The organism is Micromonospora sp. NPDC050200 (assembly GCF_040656135.1).
In the GTDB taxonomy this organism is placed as follows: domain Bacteria; phylum Actinomycetota; class Actinomycetes; order Mycobacteriales; family Micromonosporaceae; genus Micromonospora.
The window spans coordinates 1-19,442 of the sequence record NZ_JBFALG010000007.1 but is presented as its reverse complement, the minus strand read 5'-3'; the positions used below and the strand labels follow the sequence as shown (position 1 = coordinate 19,442).

At 73.1% G+C, this 19,442-nt stretch carries 17 protein-coding genes; 7 read left to right on the top strand and 10 right to left on the bottom strand.

From position 1 onward, the window contains the following. Nucleotides 1–10: 10 nt before the first annotated feature. From AB0I41_RS07045 to AB0I41_RS07035, 3 genes are all read right to left on the bottom strand, one after another. Nucleotides 11–424 (bottom strand): Asp23/Gls24 family envelope stress response protein, encoded by a 414-nt coding sequence (locus tag AB0I41_RS07045; protein ID WP_357102774.1) that lies wholly within the window; start codon nucleotides 422–424, stop codon nucleotides 11–13. 344 nt (nucleotides 425–768) lie between these two features. Continuing rightward, the gene (gene meaB, locus AB0I41_RS07040) at nucleotides 769–1,704 is read right to left on the bottom strand and encodes a methylmalonyl Co-A mutase-associated GTPase MeaB (protein ID WP_357103143.1); all 936 of its coding nucleotides are present in this window, start codon (nucleotides 1,702–1,704) and stop codon (nucleotides 769–771) included. A gap of 127 nt (nucleotides 1,705–1,831) precedes the next feature. Then, nucleotides 1,832–3,031, bottom strand: coding sequence for an acetyl-CoA C-acetyltransferase (locus tag AB0I41_RS07035; protein ID WP_357102771.1), 1,200 nt, complete (start codon nucleotides 3,029–3,031; stop codon nucleotides 1,832–1,834). A gap of 62 nt (nucleotides 3,032–3,093) precedes the next feature. Here AB0I41_RS07035 and mce point away from each other — a divergent pair, with 62 nt between their 5' ends. The 5 genes from mce to AB0I41_RS07010 all read left to right on the top strand — a co-directional run bounded on the left by mce (nucleotide 3,094) and on the right by AB0I41_RS07010 (nucleotide 10,377). Further along, nucleotides 3,094–3,570: a methylmalonyl-CoA epimerase gene (gene mce, locus AB0I41_RS07030; protein WP_357102768.1), complete on the top strand. Its 477-nt coding sequence runs from the start codon at nucleotides 3,094–3,096 to the stop codon at nucleotides 3,568–3,570. A gap of 271 nt (nucleotides 3,571–3,841) precedes the next feature. After that, complete coding sequence (gene ccrA, locus AB0I41_RS07025; protein ID WP_357103140.1) at nucleotides 3,842–5,197, top strand: crotonyl-CoA carboxylase/reductase; 1,356 nt, start codon at nucleotides 3,842–3,844, stop codon at nucleotides 5,195–5,197. 278 nt (nucleotides 5,198–5,475) lie between these two features. Further along, nucleotides 5,476–6,744, top strand: coding sequence for a DivIVA domain-containing protein (locus AB0I41_RS07020; protein WP_357102766.1), 1,269 nt, complete (start codon nucleotides 5,476–5,478; stop codon nucleotides 6,742–6,744). 178 nt (nucleotides 6,745–6,922) lie between these two features. Then, nucleotides 6,923–8,977 carry a hypothetical protein gene (locus AB0I41_RS07015; RefSeq protein WP_357102763.1) on the top strand — a complete coding sequence of 685 codons (2,055 nt, stop codon included), beginning with the start codon at nucleotides 6,923–6,925 and terminating at the stop codon, nucleotides 8,975–8,977. Nucleotides 8,978–9,315: 338 nt separating this feature from the next. Then, on the top strand, nucleotides 9,316–10,377 hold the full coding sequence (locus AB0I41_RS07010; protein ID WP_357103138.1) for an AI-2E family transporter: 1,062 nt from the start codon (nucleotides 9,316–9,318) through the stop codon (nucleotides 10,375–10,377). Nucleotides 10,378–10,380: 3 nt separating this feature from the next. Here AB0I41_RS07010 and AB0I41_RS07005 read toward each other — a convergent pair whose 3' ends face one another. The 6 genes from AB0I41_RS07005 to AB0I41_RS06980 all read right to left on the bottom strand — a co-directional run bounded on the left by AB0I41_RS07005 (nucleotide 10,381) and on the right by AB0I41_RS06980 (nucleotide 16,150). After that, complete coding sequence (locus AB0I41_RS07005) at nucleotides 10,381–11,181, bottom strand: alpha/beta hydrolase (protein ID WP_357102760.1); 801 nt, start codon at nucleotides 11,179–11,181, stop codon at nucleotides 10,381–10,383. Between the two features lie 66 nt (nucleotides 11,182–11,247). Then, nucleotides 11,248–11,574, bottom strand: coding sequence for a hypothetical protein (locus AB0I41_RS07000; protein WP_357102758.1), 327 nt, complete (start codon nucleotides 11,572–11,574; stop codon nucleotides 11,248–11,250). 16 nt (nucleotides 11,575–11,590) lie between these two features. Then, nucleotides 11,591–12,643 (bottom strand): hypothetical protein, encoded by a 1,053-nt coding sequence (locus tag AB0I41_RS06995; RefSeq protein ID WP_357102755.1) that lies wholly within the window; start codon nucleotides 12,641–12,643, stop codon nucleotides 11,591–11,593. Beyond that, a complete protein-coding gene (locus AB0I41_RS06990) occupies nucleotides 12,640–13,134 on the bottom strand; it encodes a SigE family RNA polymerase sigma factor (RefSeq protein ID WP_357102752.1) in 495 nt (164 codons plus the stop codon). Before AB0I41_RS06990 ends, AB0I41_RS06995 begins: the two co-directional genes overlap by 4 nt. Before the next feature lie 41 nt (nucleotides 13,135–13,175). Next, entirely contained in the window at nucleotides 13,176–14,966 is a 1,791-nt protein-coding gene (locus AB0I41_RS06985; RefSeq protein ID WP_357102749.1) for a 3-hydroxybutyryl-CoA dehydrogenase, read from the bottom strand. 116 nt (nucleotides 14,967–15,082) lie between these two features. Continuing rightward, the gene (locus AB0I41_RS06980; RefSeq protein WP_357102746.1) at nucleotides 15,083–16,150 is read right to left on the bottom strand and encodes an alpha/beta hydrolase; all 1,068 of its coding nucleotides are present in this window, start codon (nucleotides 16,148–16,150) and stop codon (nucleotides 15,083–15,085) included. A 162-nt stretch (nucleotides 16,151–16,312) separates the two neighbouring features. Here AB0I41_RS06980 and AB0I41_RS06975 point away from each other — a divergent pair, with 162 nt between their 5' ends. Next, entirely contained in the window at nucleotides 16,313–17,812 is a 1,500-nt protein-coding gene (locus AB0I41_RS06975) for an aldehyde dehydrogenase family protein (protein WP_357102742.1), read from the top strand. A gap of 12 nt (nucleotides 17,813–17,824) precedes the next feature. On the opposite strand, the gene nucS is transcribed toward AB0I41_RS06975, so the two are convergent. Then, a complete protein-coding gene (gene nucS, locus AB0I41_RS06970) occupies nucleotides 17,825–18,484 on the bottom strand; it encodes an endonuclease NucS (protein WP_357102740.1) in 660 nt (219 codons plus the stop codon). Between the two features lie 71 nt (nucleotides 18,485–18,555). On the opposite strand from nucS, the gene AB0I41_RS06965 reads away from it, so the two are divergent. After that, nucleotides 18,556–19,173 carry a DUF4126 domain-containing protein gene (locus AB0I41_RS06965; RefSeq protein ID WP_357102738.1) on the top strand — a complete coding sequence of 206 codons (618 nt, stop codon included), beginning with the start codon at nucleotides 18,556–18,558 and terminating at the stop codon, nucleotides 19,171–19,173. Nucleotides 19,174–19,442: the final 269 nt, after the last annotated feature.

Genomic DNA, 19,442 nt, shown 5'->3' with positions numbered 1-19,442 from the left:
CCGCCCGGCCTCAAGCGGAGGGGGCAGCCGGACTGCCGATCGCCACGTCGTCGACCCGGATGTTGATCTCGTCGGCCCGCAGCCCGTAAGCCTCGACCGCCTCGGTGACCCGCACCCGGACCGCTTCGGTCACCTGCGGTACCGGGTGGCCGGCTTCGATCACCAGCACCAGGTTGACCACGGCCGCGCCGTCGGTCACGTGCGCCGAGCAGCCCCGCCGCGCGTCGCCGACCTGGTCCAGGCCGACCCGGTCGAGCACGGCGTTGAAGAACCGGGCGACGTCGCCGCCCAGCTCGGCCACCCCGGGAACCGACTTCGCGGCGGTCGCCGCGATCTTCTCCACCACCTCGTCGGAGACGTGCGTCGTCCCGCCCGCCACCGCGTCCGGCGTCACCGACAGCTCCTGCGTCGCCTCGTCAGCCATGGTCTGTCTCCCCACACCGTCGCCCGCGCCCCACGGTTCCGTGGAGCGGTGCGAGCGTACTAGGAGAGCAGGGTCCCCAGTGGAGGCGTTCACCCCCGGCCCCGGCCCTCGGCGCCGGGGCACCGTCCCGGACCGCCGAGACCACCACCCCAGCGCACAGAGCAGCAGGCCGGCGAAGAACGGGATCGCCAGGATCCGGAACGGCGAGGGCCGCCGGCCTTCCCACGCCGCCGTCCGGCCCGCCGATGTCTCGTCCACACCCATGCCGCACCGTTGCTCAGACACCGCCGGTGAGAGTGTGCCCCGGGACGCGCCGCGCCAATCCGGGTACGGCGACGCTCGGGTCAGGAGCCGAGCTGGGCGAGCAGCTCGTCCGCGGCGGCGTACGGGTCGAGCGCGCCCTCGGCCACCTTCGCCGCGAGGGTCGGCAGCTGCGTACCGTCGCGCAGGGAGCCGATCCGGGCGCGGAGCGCGCCGAGCGCGATCGCCTCGATCTCGGCGGCGGCCCGCACCTCCCGGCGGCGGCGCAGCTCGTCGTGCTGCTCCAGCCAGCCGCGGTGCTTGTCGATCGCGGCGGCGATGTCGTCGATTCCCTCGCCCCGGGCGGCGATCGAACGGACCACCTGCGGGCGCCACTCGCCCGGCCCGCGCTCACCCAGGGCGATCATGCCCTGGATGTCGCGGACGGTCGCGTCGGCGCCGTCCCGGTCGGCCTTGTTGACCACGAAGACGTCGGCGATCTCCAGGATGCCGGCCTTGACCGCCTGGATCGCGTCGCCCATGCCGGGGGCCAGCAGGACCAGCGTGGTGTCGGCCAGCGAGGCGACCTCGACCTCGGCCTGACCGACGCCGACGGTCTCCACCAGCACCACGTCGCAGCCGGCGCCCTCCAGCACCCGCACGGCCTGCGGGGTGGCCGCGGAGAGCCCGCCGAGGTGGCCCCGGCTGGACATCGAGCGGATGTAGACCCCCGGGTCGGTGGCGTGGTCCTGCATCCGGACCCGGTCGCCGAGGATCGCGCCGCCGGTGAACGGGCTGGACGGGTCGATCGCCAGCACGCCGACCCGGTGACCGCGCGCCCGCAGCGCCCGGACCAGCTCGTTGGTGGTGGTCGACTTGCCCACCCCGGGCGAGCCGGTCAGGCCCACCACCTGGGCCTGACCGGCGTACGGCGCGAGGGCCGCCGCCACCTGCGGCAGCACCTCGTCACCGGACTCGACCAGGGTGATCAGACGGGCCACCGCACGGGGGTCACCCGCGCGGGCCCGCTCCACCAGCATCGGTACGTCCCGACTGCGGCGCACCGGTCCGGTGGCCGACGTCCGGGCGTGGTCGACGGGGGTGTCACTCACTGCGGTTCCTTCGTTCACGACTGCGAGGCTCGCAGCACCGGCTCGCTGCTCGCGGTCACTGCTGGCTCTCGGCCCCGGCCGGCACGTGGATGATCAGTGCGTCACCCTGGCCGCCGCCGCCGCAGAGCGCGGCCGCGCCGGTGCCGCCGCCCCGGCGCTTGAGCTCCAGCGCGAGGGTGAGCACCAGCCGCGCGCCGGACATGCCGATCGGGTGGCCCAGCGCGATCGCGCCGCCGTTGACGTTGACCTTGTCCGGGCTGACCCCGAGGTCACGGGTGGACTGGATGCCGACCTGGGCGAACGCCTCGTTGATCTCGATCAGGTCGAGGTCGGAGACGTTCAGCCCGCCCTTCTTGAGCGCGTGCTGGATCGCGTTGGAGGGCTGCGAGTGCAGGGAGTTGTCCGGCCCCGCCACGTTGCCGTGCGCGCCGATCTCGGCCAGCCAGGTCAGCCCCAGCTCCTTGGCCTTGGCCTTGCTCATCACGACCACGGCGGCGGCCCCGTCGGAGATCGGCGAGGAGCTGCCGGCGGTGATGGTGCCGTCCTTGGCGAAGGCCGGGCGCAGCTTCGCCAGCGACTCGACCGTGGTGTCCGGGCGGATGCCCTCGTCCTCGCTGATCACCAGCGGGTCGCCCTTGCGCTGCGGGATGACCACCGGGGTGATCTCGTCGGCGAAGTGGCCGTTCTTCTGCGCGGCGGCGGCCCGCTGGTGGCTGGCCGCGGCGAACGCGTCCTGCTCCACGCGGGTGATGCCGTGCCGCCCGCCGTGCCGCTCGGTGGACTCGCCCATCGCGCAGCAGTCCCAGGCGTCGGTGAGCCCGTCCAGCGCCATGTGGTCCTTGATCGTGACGTCGCCGTACTTGTAGCCCGAGCGCTGGCCGAGCAGCAGGTGCGGGGCGTTGGTCATCGACTCCATGCCGCCGGCCACCACGACGTCGAACTCGCCGGCCCGGATGAGCTGGTCGGCCAGGGCGATCGCGTCCAGGCCGGAGAGGCAGACCTTGTTGATGGTCAGCGCCGGCACGGACATCGGGATGCCGGCCTCGACCGCCGCCTGCCGGGCCGGGATCTGCCCCGCGCCGGCCTGGAGCACCTGCCCCATGATCACGTACTGCACCTGGTCCGGGGCGACGCCGGCGCGCTCCAGTGCCGCCTTGATCGCGACGCCGCCGAGCTTCGTCGCCGGAAGGTCCTTGAGGTTGCCCAGCAGGCGCCCCATCGGGGTCCGCGCGCCGCTGATGATCACCGAAGCCATTGCCTGCCTCCGAGGGGGTGCCGACCTGTACGCCTTAACGATTGTTCGGTCAGACTAGCGCCATGGCTGAGAACTCCCCCGTCGAGCCCGCTGCCGACTATGTCACAGACATCGGCCTGCGCCGCATCGACCACGTCGGGGTCGCGGTCGCCGACCTCGACGCCGCGATCGACTTCTACCAGCGGACCTTCGGCATGCGCTGCGTGCACATCGAGACCAACACCGAGCAGGGCGTACGCGAGGCGATGCTGGCGGTCGGCCCGACCACCGAGGGCGGCTGCGTGCAGTTGCTGGCCCCGCTGACCCCGGAGTCGACCATCGCGAAGTTCCTGGACCGCAACGGGCCGGGCGTGCAGCAGGTGGCGTACACGGTGGTCGACATCGACGCCGCCTGCGCCGCGCTGCGCGAGCGGGGCGTACGGCTGCTCTACGAGACCCCGAAACGGGGCACCGCCGACTCCCGGATCAACTTCGTGCACCCGAAGGACGCCGGCGGCGTCCTGGTCGAACTGGTCGAGCCCGCCGCGAACGCCCACTGACCACCTGCCCTCCCGCCTCTCGGGGCGGCCACCCCAGGAGGCGGGAAGGAGCGCGGGGATGCGCGGTAGGGGTGCCCCACGGACACCTCCACGCATCGGCCGATGCAGTTTTTCACAGAGGGCTTCCGGCCCTAGCTACCGTTCAGTAACGTCCGGCGCACAAGGAGCGCGACCGGTGCCGGATGTGTCGATTGCCGACATGGCGGTCGGTCGCACCGACGCCGACGATGGCAGCACCCCGGGCGTGGGTGCGGACGAACGGGAGGTCACCGTGCAGGACATCCTCGAAGCGATCATGGCGGCGGAAGGCTCCGACCAGCCGGAGCGGGCACTCGCCGGCCTCGCCGGGTTGCCGGTACCCGAGACCTACCGGGGCGTGGTCGTCCGCGCCGAGGACACCCGGATGTTCGACGGGATGGCCCCCCGCGACAAGGATCCGCGCAAGGCGCTGCACCTGCAGGAGGTGCCCACCCCGGAGCTCGGCCCGGGCGAGGCGCTGGTCGCGGTGATGGCCAGCGCGATCAACTACAACACGGTCTGGACCAGCATCTTCGAGCCGCTGCCGACCTTCAGGTTCCTCCAGCGCTACGGCCGGCTCTCCGAGCTGACCCGCCGGCACGACCTGCCGTACCACGTGGTGGGTTCGGACGCGGCGGGCGTGGTGCTGCGCACCGGACCCGGCGTGACGAAGTGGAGGGCCGGCGACGAGGTCGTCGCGCACTGCCTCTCGGTGGAACTGGAGGACGCGGCCGGCCATGACGACACCATGCTCGACCCGCAGCAGCGGATCTGGGGCTTCGAGACCAACTTCGGCGGCCTCGCCGAACTGGCCGTGGTCAAGGCCAATCAGCTGATGCCCAGGCCGCGCCACCTCAGCTGGGAGGAGGCGGCCAGCCCGGGGCTGGTCAACTCGACCGCGTACCGGCAGCTGGTCTCGCACCACGGCGCCAACATGAAACAGGGCGACGTGGTGCTGATCTGGGGCGCCTCCGGCGGCCTGGGCGGGTACGCCACCCAGATGGCGCTCAACGGTGGCGCGATCCCGGTCTGCGTGGTCTCCTCCCCGGAGAAGGCCGAGCTGTGCCGGTCGATGGGCGCCGAGCTGGTCATCGACCGGGCCGCGGAGGGCTTCCGGTTCTGGAAGGACGAGGAGACCCAGGACCCGGACGAGTGGCGGCGCTTCGGCGAGCGGATCCGCGACCTCACCGGCGGTGAGGACCCGGACGTCGTCTTCGAGCACCCCGGGCGGGAGACCTTCGGCGCCAGCGTCTACGTGGCCAAGCGCGGCGGCACCGTGGTCACCTGCGCCTCCACCAGCGGCTACCAGCACCAGTACGACAACCGTTACCTGTGGATGCACCTCAAGCGGATCGTCGGCAGCCACTTCGCCAACTACCGGGAGGCGTGGGAGGCCAACCGGCTGGTGTCCCTGGGCAGGATCCATCCGACCGTGTCGAGGACCTACCCGCTGGAGCAGACCGGCCAGGCGGCGTACGAGGTGCACCGCAACGCCCACCAGGGCAAGGTCGGCGTGCGGTGCCTCGCCCCCACGGACGGGCTCGGCGTTCGGGACCGGGAGCTGCGGTCCCGGCACGAGAGCGCGATCAACCGGTTCCGCGGCCACTGAGCCGTCCGGGTGATGCCGGCATGCCCATTGCGGTGAGCGGCCATTGCCTTTCCACATGGGCCACCGGACCTCCATTCGAGTGCCGCCGGACAAAGGGCCGCGGGCATCCCCCGCGGCCCTTTTCCCGCTCACCGCGCGTAACGCCGGCCTGCCCGGGACCTGCCAAGATCGCCGATTGGTCCGGTGTCCGGGAGCGCCGAAGTTGACCATGTAATGAGGACACGAAAGCTCGGGACCGCTCTTGCGAACGACCCCGGGGGGTCTGCGAGTATGTCCCAATGCCCCAGCAGCAGTCCTCCCCTCTCGCGTTCTTCGATAACGCGAACTCGCAGCCAGATTTCACCGTCGGCCTCCGCGGATACAACACCCACCAGGTCGACGACTTCCTCGGCCGGATGACCGCCGCGCTGACCCAGTCCGAGCAGGCCCGGGCCGAGGCCGAGCAGCGGATGAACGACGCCCAGCGCCGGCTCCGCCAGGCCGAGCAGCGCCAGGGCGCGCTCGAGCAGAAGCTCGCCGACACCAACAAGCAGCTCGAGGAGAACAGCCGGCCGACCCTCTCCGGCCTGGGCACCCGGGTCGAGCAGATCCTGCGGTTGGCCGAGGAGCAGGCCAACGACCACCGCAACGAGGCCAAGCGCGAGTCGGAGGGCATCCTCTCCGCGGCCCGGCTGGAGGCCCGGGAGATCACCGACAAGGCGCGCGCCGAGGCGGCGGCCATGAAGGCCACCGCCGAGCGGGAGGCCGGCCACGTCCGCACCACCGCCGAGCGCGAGGCCGCCGAGGTCCGGGTGCAGGCCCGCCGCGAGGCCGACACGCTGCGTGCCGACGCCGACCGGGAGACCAAGCAGCTGCGTACGGTCACCGCGCACGAGGTGGCCGAGCTCAAGTCCACCGTCGAGCGGGAGGTCGCCACCCTGCGCGCCACCGCCGAGCGGGAGATCACCCAGCAGCGGGCCAAGGCCGCCCGCGAGGCCGAGGAGAAGCGCGCCGAGGCGACCAAGCTGCTCACCGACGCCCGCGACAAGCGGGACAAGGACCTCCAGGCCCTGGAGCTCCAGCTCGCCGAGCGCCGCGAGAAGGCCGAGCGCGAGGAGTCCGAGCGGCACGCCGCCCAGGTCGCGCAGACCCAGAAGCTGGTCGGCGAGGCCGAGCAGCGGGCCCGGGCCGCCCAGGAGCGCGCCAAGGAGATCGAGCAGCGCGCCGAGGCGCGCCGGGTCGAGTCGGAGCGCACCGCCGTCGAGACCGTCGAGAAGGCCAAGTCGCTGGCGGAGAAGACGCTGTCCGAGGCCAAGTCCGAGGCGAAGCGGCTGCTCACCGAGGCGCGTACCGAGGCGGAGCTGACCACCCAGGCGGCCCGCCGCGAGGTCGAGGACCTGACCCGCCAGAAGGACGCCGTCACCTCCCAGCTCGGCCAGATGCTGTCCGGCCTGGCCGGCATCGTGCCGGGCGTGCCGGCCCAGCAGCCGGCCGCCGCGCCGGCCAAGCCGGAGGCCGGCAAGGCCGCGAGCACCGGGGAGCGGGCGACCGCGGAGACGGCCAGCTGACCCACCGCACCGACGGGGCATGAGTTCGCGGCGCGGGGTGACACCGGGTGACCGGTGACACCCCGCGCCGTATGCGTTTCCCAACCCCTGATACCGCCGTTACGGCAGCAGTGAAGTAGGTCCCAACAGGGGCGTCCGTATCGCCCCAACAGGGCCGGATGCGTGTGAGGATGGGGGCATGTCGCACGGCGAGGAACTGTTCGCTCTCGGCGGGGACGTGACCACGGAGCCCAGCTTCGAGTCCGCTCTGAAGGGGTACGCGAAACGACAGGTGGACCGCTACGTTGCTCGGGCCGAGCACGAGATCGCGACCCTGGCGGCCGAACGGGAACAGGCGTACACCCAGATCCACAAGCTGGCCGGGCAGGTCGAGCACCTCCAGCGCGACCTGGCCCAGGTGCGCAAGCAGATGAACGTGGTGGACCGGGCCTCGTTCAAGCATCTCGGGCCCCGGGTCGAGCAGATTCTCACCCTCGCCGAGGAGCAGGCGGACGCCATCCTGAGCGCCGCCAGCGGGGAGATCGAGGCCCGCCGCGCCACCGCCGAACACCTCATCGACGAGGCCCGCGAGCAGGCCGCCCGGGCGCTCAAGGACTTCGAGATCGCGTTGGCCGCGCGGCGTGCCGAGGAGGAGCGGCACACCGCCGCCCGCAAGGCCGAGGCGGACGCCGCGGTCAAGGCCGCCACGGAGGAGGCGACCCGGCTCCGGGCCACCGCCCAGGACGAGTCGACCCGGCTGCGCACCGCCGCCCAGGAGGCGCTGACCAAGGCCCAGCAGGAGGCCACCCAGCTCCGCGACACGGCCAAGGAGATCCACAACCGGGCCCAGCAGGAGGCCACCAAGCTGCGCGAGGCGGCCAAGGAGGCGCTGGCGAAGGCCCAGCAGGAGGCGCTCCAGCTACGCGAGGCGGCCAAGGAGGTACACGCCAAGGCCCAGCAGGAGGCCAAGCGGCTCACCGAGTCGGCGACCGAGGCCGGGCGGGCCACCCACGCGAAGGCCCTCCAGGAGGCGAAGCGGATCACCGACGACGCCGAGGAGGCCGCCAAGGGCACCCGGGGCCGGGCCCGGCAGGAGGCGCACCGACTGACCACCGAGGCCGACGAGGCGGCCAAGCGCAACCGCGCCGAGACCGAGGCGTACGTGCAGCGGATGCGCAGCGAGACCGAGGCGTACGTGCAGCATGCCCGCGCGCAGACGCAGCAGGAGCTGGGCGCCTGGCGGGCCGGCGTGGAGAAGGAGGTCAACGGCCGGCGGGAGGCCGCCGACCGGGAGCTGGCCCAGCGCCGCGCCGCCGCCGAGCAGGAGTACGCCAAGCGCCGCGACGAGCTGGAGAAGAAGCACACCACCCGGCACGACGAGCTGGAGAAGCAGCACAAGACCCGCCACGACCAGCTGGAACGGGAGTGGACGGCGCGGCGCGACGAGATCGAGCAGGGCGCCGCCGAGGTCCGCCGGGCCGCCGAGACCGACGCGCTCACCATGCGCCGCCGGGCCGAGGAGGAGGCCGCCACGCTGCTCCAGCGGGCCGAGACGGACTCGGTCGACAAGCGCCGCAAGGCCGACGAGCACGTCGCGGCGTCCCGCCGCCAGTTCGAGGAGTACGCCGCCACCACCCAGCAGCACCTGGCCACCACCCAGCAGCACCTGGCCGCGACGCAGCAGGAGGCGGCGGCGGGCCGTCAGCAGCTCGCCCAGGTGATGCTGGAGATCGCGCAGGCCCAGCAGCAGCTCGCCGACCTGCGCCAGGAGACCTGGCAGGCGCGGCAGGAGTCCGACGAGCTCCAGCGGCAGATCACCGACCTCCAGTTGCGGAAGGTCACCGGTACGGCAGCCGTGCCGACGGCGGGCGATGCCGCTCCGGCGCTCGCCGGCGCCACGCCGAGCACCGACGGCACGAAGCCCACGGCCGACAGCGCGAAGGCCACCGCCGACGGCGCGAAGACCGCGCCGGGCGCGGACGAGGCCACGCCCAGGACCGAGCCGGTCCCCGCCGCGGACGGGACGAAGCCCATGGCCCGCCCGGTGGCCGAAACGGTGACCACGGTGGACGGCGGCACGGCCAGCGCCGGCGTGGACGGGGAGCCGACGGTGGCCGCGGTGCCCGGGACGGGCGGCCGGGAGGCCACCCCGACCAAGATCACCAGCACCGGCGAGGGCGGCAAGCGGCCGACCAAGCCGACCACCGACGAGCGCAGCGCCAAGCCGAGCAAGGTCACCGTCGAGTCGGAGTGACCGGGGCCGTTCCGGCGGTGCGCGCCGGACCGGCCGGCCCGGCCTGTCCCGACCCACGACGGTGGGACGCCCGTGGCCCGACGTCCCGGGCAGGGCTGGCCCGGACACCTGCCGCCCACTACCCTCCGGCAGGAGACCGGCCGAGGCTCAGGCCGCGGACGGTCCGGTAGTTCCGGCGTACCCGCCGGGACGCGATCCGGGGAGGTCGGGTGGGACAGGACGAACCGGTGCGGGGCGAGTCCCGCGACGACACGAGCGGCGGAGCGCGGCCCGGGACCGGCGAGGATGCGACCACGGCGGCCGATGGGGACCCGACGGACTTCGAGGCCGCCGGTCCGGTGGCGACCGCCTCAGGCCGGTTCGGCCAGCCGGGGCGGCCGTTGCGGCGGAGCAGCTTCCTGGTCGGCTTCACCGGGGCGCTCGGCGTGCTGCTGGCGTACACGCTCTATCTGGGCATCCGCAACGCCAGCGGCATCCTCGTCCTGGTGGTCATCGCGCTCTTCCTGGCGGTGGGGCTCAACCCGGCGGTCGTCCGGCTGCGCTCCTGGCGGGTGCCGCACGGCCTCGCGGTGGCGGTGGTCGTCCTCACCGTGGTGCTGCTGATCACCGGCGGCCTGGTGGCGCTCGTGCCTCCGGTGGTGACCCAGACCGGGGAGTTCGTCACCCAGATCCCCAGCTACATCGAGGAGCTGCGGCGCAACCCCACGGTCAACGACCTGGTGGAACGGTACGACGTGATGGAGCGCGTGCAGGCGGCGGCGAACGCCGACACCGTGGGCCGGGCACTCGGCGGTGTGCTGGGCGGCGCCCAGCTGATCTTCGGCACCCTGTTCCGGGTGCTCACCGTGCTGGTGCTGACCATCTACTTCCTGGCCTACTTCGACAAGCTGCGCGACCTCGCGTACGCGCTGGTCCCCCGCTCGCGCCGGCAGCGGGTCAGCCTGATCGGCGACGAGATCCTGGCCAAGGTCGGGGCGTACATGGTGGGGGCGCTGAGCATCGCCGTGCTGGCCGGCGTGACCACCTTCGTCTTCGCGCTGGTCGTCGGGCTGCCGTACCCGTTCGCGCTGGCCGTGGTCGTCGCCGTGACCGACCTGATCCCGCAGATCGGCGCCACCCTCGGCGCGGTGATCGTCAGCCTGGTCGGTTTCGCCACCGGGCTGCCGGCGGGCATCGCCTGCGTGGTCTTCTTCCTGATCTACCAGCAGGTGGAGAACTACCTGATCTACCCGAAGGTGATGCGACGGTCGGTGGAGGTCAACGAGGTGGCCGCCCTGCTCGCCGCGCTGCTGGGGGTGGCGCTGATCGGGGTGGTCGGCGCGCTGATCGCCATCCCGACGGTGGCCGCCCTCCAGCTGATCCTGCGCGAGGTGGTACTGCCCCGGCAGGAGGCCCGCTGACCCTCAGTCCCGGCGCGGACCCGGGACGGGCGTGTCGGCGAAGGAGGCCACCGTGCGGTCGGCGTACGCGCTGACGTCGCCGGTCTCCACCGGGCCGTCCCAGGTGGTGGGCAGCGGCAGCGGCACCGCCGGGTTGACGCGCCGGACGATCTCGTCCAGCACCGTCTCGGCGTCGCCCACCCAGAGGTGCTTCGCGCCGGGCACCCCGACCACCTCGGCCTGCGGCACCGCCGCGAAGCGCTCCCGCGCCTCGTCCGGCCGCAGGTAGTCGTCGAACTCGGGTACCAGCGCGGTGAGCGGCTTGCCCGCCTCGGCCCACCCGGCCAGATCCTCCGGCTGGGAGAAGCGCAGCGGCGGGGAGAGCAGGATCGCGCCGGCCACCGCCGGATCGCAGCCGTACTTCAGCGCCAGGTCGGTGCCGAACGACCAGCCCACCAACCAGATGTTGGGCAGCTCGTGGAACTCGGCGTACTCGATCGCGGCGGCGACGTCGAAGCGCTCCCCCACCGCGGCGTCGAAGGCGCCCTCGCTGGTGCCGCGGACGCTGCTGGTGCCCCGGGTGTTGAACCGGAGCACCGCCAGGTCGGCCAGGGCCGGCAGCCGCCAGGCCGCCTTGCGGAAGACGTGGCTGTCCATCATCCCGCCGTGCGTGGGCAGCGGGTGCAGGCAGACCAGGGTGCCCACCGGCTCGCGGTCGACCGGGCGGGCCAGCTCACCGACCAGGCGCAGGCCGTCGGCGGTGTGCAGCTCGATGTCCTCCCGGTGGCCGGGCAGGATCGACGACGCGCGGATCGGTGTGCTCACCGCTCAAGTCTGGCGCGACTTCGCCGCCGCCGCCCGCCCGGGCGGAAACAGCGTGATCCAGATCGCTCAGCCGTGCTTCGGGGCGCTGCGCCCGCGCTGGATCGCCGGGCCGCGCCGGTCCCGGGCCCGCCAGCAGCCGCTGTGCCAGTGCCGGCGGTCGGTGAGGTCGCCCGTCCCGTCCGCCGGCCAGGCCACCAGGTGCGCCACCCCCGGGCGGATCTCCTGGTCACAACCGGGGCACCGGTACGTCTTGGTGGACGCGCCGCCGCCGATCCCGCGTACCTGCCACTCGCCGTCGCGCCACTGCTGCACCGAGGCGACGCCCTGGCGTACCCGGTCGGAGTCCAGGTGGGCGGTGTCGTCCCGGCGGGGACGGTTGCGACGGGGGCTCACGTCTTCCAGGTTACGGTCACTCCCAGGTGTCCGGCCGGGTGAGGTCCGTCGCCAGGTCCACGCCGGCGAGGACCGTCGCTGCGTCCGCCTCGGTGAAGCCCTGGTGCGGCCAGCCGAACCAGACGGTCAGGTGCGCCTTCGGGATGCCGAGCAGCTCCAACTTGTCTCCCCGCGGGTAGCGGTAGGCCGGCCTGCCGCCGATCGTCCGGTTCCCCTCGGTACGGCTGCCGGCGATCTCGCTGCGGTACTCCAACCGGACGTCGAGCCGCTCCTCCTTCGACCCGAGCACGGTGAACTGCACGTCCAGCGAGTCCGGGAAGTTGATCACGGTCACCGCGCACCGCCCGAGGCGGGCCCCGGCCGGCAGGGCGGTGAGCCGCAGCGGTGCCGCGCACCGGTACGCCTCGTCGAGCCGGAGCGCCGCGACCGCCGTCCGCAGGTCACGGTCGTCCGGCGCGACCGTGGTCACCCGGGCGTAGAGCCCCGGCCCGGGGCGCCAGCGCAGGATCCAGCCGGGCTGACCGCCCGGCCCGCTCGGCGGGACCCGCCGGATCTGCCCGTCGAACCCCGTCGCGCCCGCCGGCTCCGGGCTGTAGCTCATCCCATCGTGGAACGCCTGCTCCACGTCGGCGGCGGTGCGGGCGAGGTCGACGACGACCTGCCGGTCACCGCCGAGGTCGAGCCGGACGCTCTCCACCCCGCGCCCCGCCTCCCAGCCGAGGTAGCGGGCCCGCGCCGGGTCGATCCCGAAGTGCAGCACGCCCGGGTCGGCGCCGACGAGGTCGGGGCGGGCGGCGGCACCCGGCGCCCCGGGCTCGCGGGGCGGCACGACCGGTGCTGTCGAGGGGCCGGCGTGCGTCCGCGGCAGCTGCCGGGGCAGCTCCGGCACGGTGGTCGCGCCGAAGCCGAGCGCCGCCACCAAGCCGAGGGCGACACCGGTTCCGGTGCGCCGACGACGCCGGCGGGTCCGACCGACGGTGACCGCGCGCGCCGTCAGCCGGTCGGTGTCCACCGCCCCCTCGGCGCGTTCCCGCAGCGTGCTGGCGATCCGCTGATCCAGGTCGGTCACGACCGGCTCCCGTTCGTCATCGGGACGCCGAAGCGTTCCCGGAGGTGGGTGAGCGCCCGCATGGCATGGGTGCGGACGGTGACCGGCGAGCAGTCCATGATCGCGGCGATCGTCGCGTCGTCGAGGTCCTCGTAGTAGCGCAGCACCAGCACGGTGCGCTGGCGGTCCGGCAGGGCACGGATCAGCCGCCACATCTCGTCCCGGTCGGCCGCCTCGCCGCCGAGGTCCCCGCGCCCCGGCCGGTCGGCGAACTCCGCCGTGGCCAGCTCGCGGCTGGACCGGCGACGCCACCAGGAGGTGTTGGCGTTGACCAGCATCCGGCGCACGTAAACGTCCGGCCGGTCGACCCGGGCGATCCTGCGCCAGTGCAGGTACGCACGGGCCAGCACGTCCTGGGTGAGGTCCTCGGCCCGGTGCTCGTCACCGGTCAGCAGCCGGGCCAGCCGGACGAGCGCCGGCCCGCGGCTGCTGACGTACTCCTCGAAGGTCACACCCTCAAGACGCCGTCACCGGTGCCCGGTGTTGACCCGGGTCAGCGACGGGTGTGGTCGCGGAAGCCCCGGCCGCTCTTGCGGCCCAGGTAGCCGGCGGTGACCAGGTGCTCCAGCAGCGGCGCGGGAGCGAAGCCCGGCTCGCGCAGCTCCAGGTAGAGCTCCCGCTGGATGGCCAGCGAGACGTCCAGCCCGACCACGTCGAGCAGCTCGAACGGGCCCATCGGGTAGCCGCAGCCCAGCTTCATCGCGTAGTCGATGTCGTCGGCCGTGGAGTAGCTGGCCTCCAGCATCTTCACCGCGTCGTTCAGGTACGGGAAGAGCAGCGCGTTGACGATGAAGCCGGACCGGTCGCCGCAGACCACGCCGGTCTTGCCCAGCGCCGCGCAGACCGCGCGGGCGGTGGCGGTGGTCTCCGCCGAGGTGCGGATGGTCCGCACCACCTCGACCAGCGGCATGATCGGCGCCGGGTTGAAGAAGTGCAGCCCCACCACGTCGGCCGGGCGCTGGGTGGCCATCGCCACGTCGATCACCGGCAGCGAGGAGGTGGTGGTGGCGAGCACGACGCCCGGCTTGCAGATCTCGTCGAGGCTGGCGAAGAGGGCCTTCTTGACGCTCAACTCCTCGACCACGGCCTCGACCACCAGGTCGACGTCGGCCAGGTGCTCCAGCGTGGCGGACCAGTTGATCCGGCCCAGCGCCGCGTCCCGGTCGGTCTCGCTGAGCTTGCCGCGCACCACACCCTTGTTGAGCGAGGTCTTGACCGCCTCGAAGACCTTGGCGGACTTCTCCGCGCCCCGGGTCACCGAGACGACCTCGTAGCCGGCCTTGGCGAAGACCTCGATGATGCCGGTGGCCATCGTCCCGGAGCCGACCACGCCGACCTTGGCGATCCCCCGGGCACCGTCGGCGAGCGCCGACTCCGACGCCACCGGCGTCTGCTCGTCGGGTACGACCACCGGGGAGCCCGGCCGCTCGTAGGTGTAGAAGCCCCGGCCGGACTTGCGTCCGAGCAGGCCCGCGGTGACCATCTGCTTGATCAGCGGCACCGGGGCGTGCCGGCGGTCGCGCCCGCCCCGCCGGTACATGGTGTCCAGGATCTCGTACGCGGTGTCCAGGCCGATCAGGTCCATCAGGGCGAGGGGGCCCATCGGCAGGCCGCAGCCGAGCTTCATCGCGGCGTCGATGTCCTCGCGGGTGGCGTACCGCGCCTCGAACATGCTCACCGCGTGGTTGAGGTAGCCGAAGAGCAGCGCGTTGGCGATGAAGCCGGCCCGGTCGTTGATGGTGACGTCGACCTTGCCGAGCCGCGCGCAGAGCGCCTCGACGTCGGCGACCACGTCGCCGGAGGTGACCACCGTGCGGACCACCTCGACCAGCTTCATCACCGGCGCGGGGTTGAAGAAGTGGATGCCGATCACCTGGTTGGGCCGGGTGGTGGCGACCGAGATCTCGGTGACGCTCAGCGACGAGGTGTTGGTGGCCAGGATGGCCTCGGGCTTGCAGACCCGGTCCAGCTCGGCGAAGATCCGCTGCTTCAGGTCGAGGTGCTCGGGAACCGCCTCGATCACCAGGTCCACCGAGTGCAGCGCGTCCAGTCCCACCTGGAAGTGCACCCGGCTCAGCAGGGCGTCCCGGTCGGCCTCGGCGAGCTTGCCCTTGGCGACGGCCCGGCCGGTGGAGCCGGTGAGGTTGGCCCGGCCGCGCTCCAGGGCGGCCTCGGAGATCTCCACCGCGACGACGTCGATGCCGTTGCGGGCGAACACCTCGACGATGCCGGCACCCATGGTGCCCAGACCCACCACACCCACGCTGGTGAACTCGCGCGCCACGACCGGCCTCCCCTGGTTGCTGCACCGCCGACTTGAACGGCCACTAAGGTTATGCGCCGGAGTCTGCCACCTGACGCTGGGTTGTCGAGACGCCGTGGGATATTTCACGCACGGGGTCAGTTCGTCGTCGCCGGCACCCCCGTCAGCGCCAGCAGTTCCGCCACGAACTCGGCCGGCCGTTCCACGTGCGGGCTGTGCCCGCAGCCGGGGAGCACCACCTCCCGGTACGCGCCGCCGGCCGCGGCGTACCGCTCCAGCACCGCCCGGGTCTGCCCGATCATCGGCTGCGGCGGGCAGGCATCCTCCCCCGGCCAGCCCGGCACCATTCCCAGCGACCCGAGGTACGCCAGGTCGAACAGCGAGGCGTCCGAGACGATCACGTCGGCGTCGCCACGTACCCAGGTGACGGGCGGCTTGACCTCGACGGCGACCAGCTCGTCGGCGAGCCGGAAGTGGGCCGGGGCGAGCGCGTTGAGCACGCCCCGGGACCCCGGCGCGGTACCCGGCCAGTGCGGCGAGGTGCTGGCCGTGCCGGGGTAGCTGTCGTCGCCGGTGGCGGTGGTGAGCAGGCTCTCCAGCAGCAACTCCTCGTCCTCGCCCAGCGAGGCCGGGTCGGCGACGTAGGTGGTCCGCAGCACGTTGCGGGGGCTGGTCGGGGCGTCCGCGCTCCGGTCGCCGGCGGCGAGCCGGGCCACGAAGTCCGGGTTCACCGAGCCGGCGCCGGTGCCGGCGAAGTCCGGCGTGGTCGGGGTGCCGTCGAGGTCCCGCGTGCCGCCGAAGCCGTACGGCGACACCGGCGCCTCCAGCAGCAGGGCCGCCACGCGGTCCGGGTGGTCGACCAGCAGCCGCATCGCCACGCCGCCGCCGAGGGAGTGCCCGACCACGACCGGGCGCGCGCCGGCGGCGAAGAGGCCGGGGGCGTCGAGCAGGGCGGCCACGTCGTCGGCGAAGTCGGCCAGCCCCCGGGTGGCGTCCACCGGGGCGGTCGCGGTGTCGCCGTACCCGCGCAGGTCGGGTGCGACCACCCGGACCGTCGCGGGCAGCCGGCGGACCAGCGGCTCCCAGAACGCCGAGGAGGAGCCGTTGCCGTGCACCAGCAGCACCGGTGCGCCGTCCGGCGGGCCGGCCACCCGTACCCGTTGGGAGATGCCGTTCGCCGTCACGGTTCGCTGCTCGATCTCCATCCGCGGCATGCTGCCACGGCGGCACGGCCCGGTCCATGTGCGGGCCGCCCACGATCGACCCCGGCCGGGTGTGCCCGTGCCCGCGGCGACCGGCGGCGGGGCGGCCCGCCACGGCCCTCGTCGCCCCTACCGGTGGGTAATCTCCGGGTCTAGACTTCCGCCATGACGGCTGTGCATGTCCCCGGCACCCCGGTCGTCGAGGGCGGTCGACTGGTCTCGACGAGCCCCGCGACGGGCACGGAAGCCGGCCGGTTCCCCGTGGCCGCCCCCGACGACGTCGCCCGCGCGGTCGAGCGGGCCCGGGCGGCCGGCGAGTGGTGGGCCGGGCTCGGCTTCACCGGCCGCCGGGAGCGGCTGCTGCGCTGGCGCGGCCTGCTCGCCCGGCGGATCGAGGAACTGGCGGAGCTGGTCCACGTCGAGGGGGGCAAGCCGGTCGCCGACGCGATCGTCGAGATCCTCACCGCGATCGAGCACATCGACTGGGCCGCCCGCAACGCCCGCCGGGTGCTCGGGCCGCGCCGGGTCCGCTCGCGGCTGATCCTCGCCGAGTTCTCCGGCCACCTCGAATACCAGCCGTACGGGGTGATCGGCGTGATCGGCCCCTGGAACTACCCGGTCTTCACCCCGATCGGCTCCACCGCGTACGCCCTCGCCGCCGGCAACGCCGTCGTGCTCAAGCCCAGCGAGTACACGCCGGCCGTCGGGCAGTGGCTGGTGGACGCCTTCGCCGAGGTGGTGCCGGAGCAGCCGGTGCTGACCGCGGTGCACGGCCTCGGCGACGTCGGGGCGGCGCTGTGCCGCTCGGGCGTGGGCAAGCTGGCCTTCACCGGCTCGACCGCCACCGCCAGGAAGGTGATGGCGGCCTGCGCCGACTCGCTGACCCCGGTGCTGCTCGAGGCCGGCGGCAAGGACGCGATGATCGTGGACGGCGACGCCGACCTGGACGCCGCCGCCGAGGCATGCGTCTGGGGCGCGCTGACCAACGCGGGCCAGACCTGCATCGGCATCGAACGGGTCTACGCCGTCGAGCCGGTCTTCGACGCCTTCGTCGACAAGGTCGTCGCCCGCGCCGGCCGGCTGACCGTCGGCGCGGAGGGCACGGACATCGGCCCGATCACCATGCCCAGCCAGCTCGACGTGATCCGGCGACACATCGACGACGCCATCACCGCCGGTGGCCGCGCCGTGCTCGGCGGCCCGGCCGCCGTCCAGCCACCGTACGTGCACCCGACCGTGCTGGTGGACGTCCCCGAGTCTTCGGCCGCCGTCCGCGAGGAGACCTTCGGCCCGACCCTGACCATCAACCGGGTACGCGACGCCGACGAGGCCGTACGCCGGGCCAACGCCCTGTCGTACGGCCTGGGGGGCGCGGTCTTCGGTCGTCGGCGGGCCGTGGCGATCGCCCGGCGGCTGCGCTCGGGCATGGCCTCGGTCAATTCGGCGCTCACCTTCGCCGGGATGTCCACGCTGCCGTTCGGCGGGGTGGGTGACTCCGGCTTCGGGCGGATCCACGGCGAGGACGGGCTGCGCGAGTTCGGCCGCGCCAAGGCGATCACCCGGCGGCGGGCCCCGTCGCTGCTGCCCTCGATGACCTTCGAGCGGACCCCCGCCGACCTGGCGCGCCTGGTCAGGGCCACGAAGGTGATGTACGGCCGGCGCTGAGCGGGCGCCGGGTCAGAAGAGGGTCAGCTCGTCGCGCTCGATGCCGCGCAGCTTGTCGTAGTCGACCACCACGCAGCGGATCCCCCGGTCGGTGGCGAGTACGCGGGCCTGCGGCTTGATCTCCTGCGCGACGAAGACCCCGGAGACCGGTGCGAGCAGCGGGTCGCGGTTCATCAGTTCCAGGTAACGGGTGAGCTGCTCCACCCCGTCGATCTCCCCGCGCCGCTTCACCTCGACGGCGACCGCGCCGGAGTTGGCGTCCCGGCAGAGCAGGTCGACCGGGCCGATCGCGGTCATGTACTCCCGCCGGACCAGGGTGAAGCCCTCGCCGAGGGTCTCCGGGTTGGCGGCCAGCAGCTCCTGCAGGTGCGCCTCGACGCCGTCCTTGCGCAGGCCCGGGTCGACACCCAGCTCGTACGAGGTGTCCTGGAAGATCTCCTCCAGGGTGATCCGCAGCTCCTCGCCGGCCTTGTTGACCACCCGCCAGACGCCCGGGGCCTCCTCCAGCCGGCAGGGCGGACTCATCCAGTTCAGCGGCTTGTACGCCCGGTCGTCGGCGTGGATCGACACCGAGCCGTCCGCTTTCACCATCAACAGCCGCGTGGCCAGCGGCAGGTGAGCCGAGAGCCGTCCGACGTAGTCCACCGAGCACTTCGCAATCACCAGCCGCACCCGACGAGGGTAGCGGAGGACCCGGCCGTGGCCACCGAGCGGCGCTGGCGTGCCGGTGCGATCCTGAGACGGTGTTCGAAGTTCTCACGGGTACCGGCCTGGCCGCCTCGGCCGGCCTCAACGCCTACATTCCCCTGATCACCATGGGGTTGCTCGCCCGCTACACCGAGCTGATCGAGCTGCCCAGCGGCTGGCAGTGGCTGGGCAACGGCTGGGTCGTCCTGATCCTGGCGGCGCTGCTCGCCGTCGAGGTCGTCGCCGACAAGGTGCCGGTGGTCGACCACGTCAACGACATCGTGCAGACCGTCGTCCGCCCGACCGCCGGCGGCCTGGCGTTCGGCGCCGGCGCCAGCTCGGAGACCGTGACGGTCAGCGACCCCGGGAGCTTCTTCTCGTCCCACCAGTGGGTGCCGGTGGTGACCGGCGTCGTCATCGCGCTCGGCGTGCACCTGCTGAAGTCGGCCGCCCGGCCGGTCGTCAACGCCACCACCGCGGGCTTCGGCGCGCCGGTGGCCAGCACCGCCGAGGACGTGACCAGTGTCATCATGTCCGTGGTGGCGATCATCCTGCCGGTGCTGGTGCTGGCGTTCCTGCTCGGGCTGGTGGCCTTCCTCTTCTGGTTCGTGCGGCGCCGCTCCGACCGTCGCCGCGAGCGCCAGGCCGCGCGGGCGGCCGGCTTCCGGGTCTGACTCGACCTGCGCTCGTCCCGTTGCTTGCTGCTCGTCGTGACTGCGGCGTTCCCGCCCGTTGCCGGTGGTCGGTGTGGCCCGCCGCTCGTGCCGGCTCCGACCGATGGCGCCGGCTCTTTGTGAAGAGTTGTTGTCGCTGGGGCAGCAACAACTCTTCACAAAAACCTGTGGATATGTCGCTGGCCGGCACCCCGGGTTCGGGGTGCCGGCCAGCGGCGGGTGGTGTGGGGTGGTGCGGGGGGTCAGGTGTTGCAGTAATGGGCGGCCAG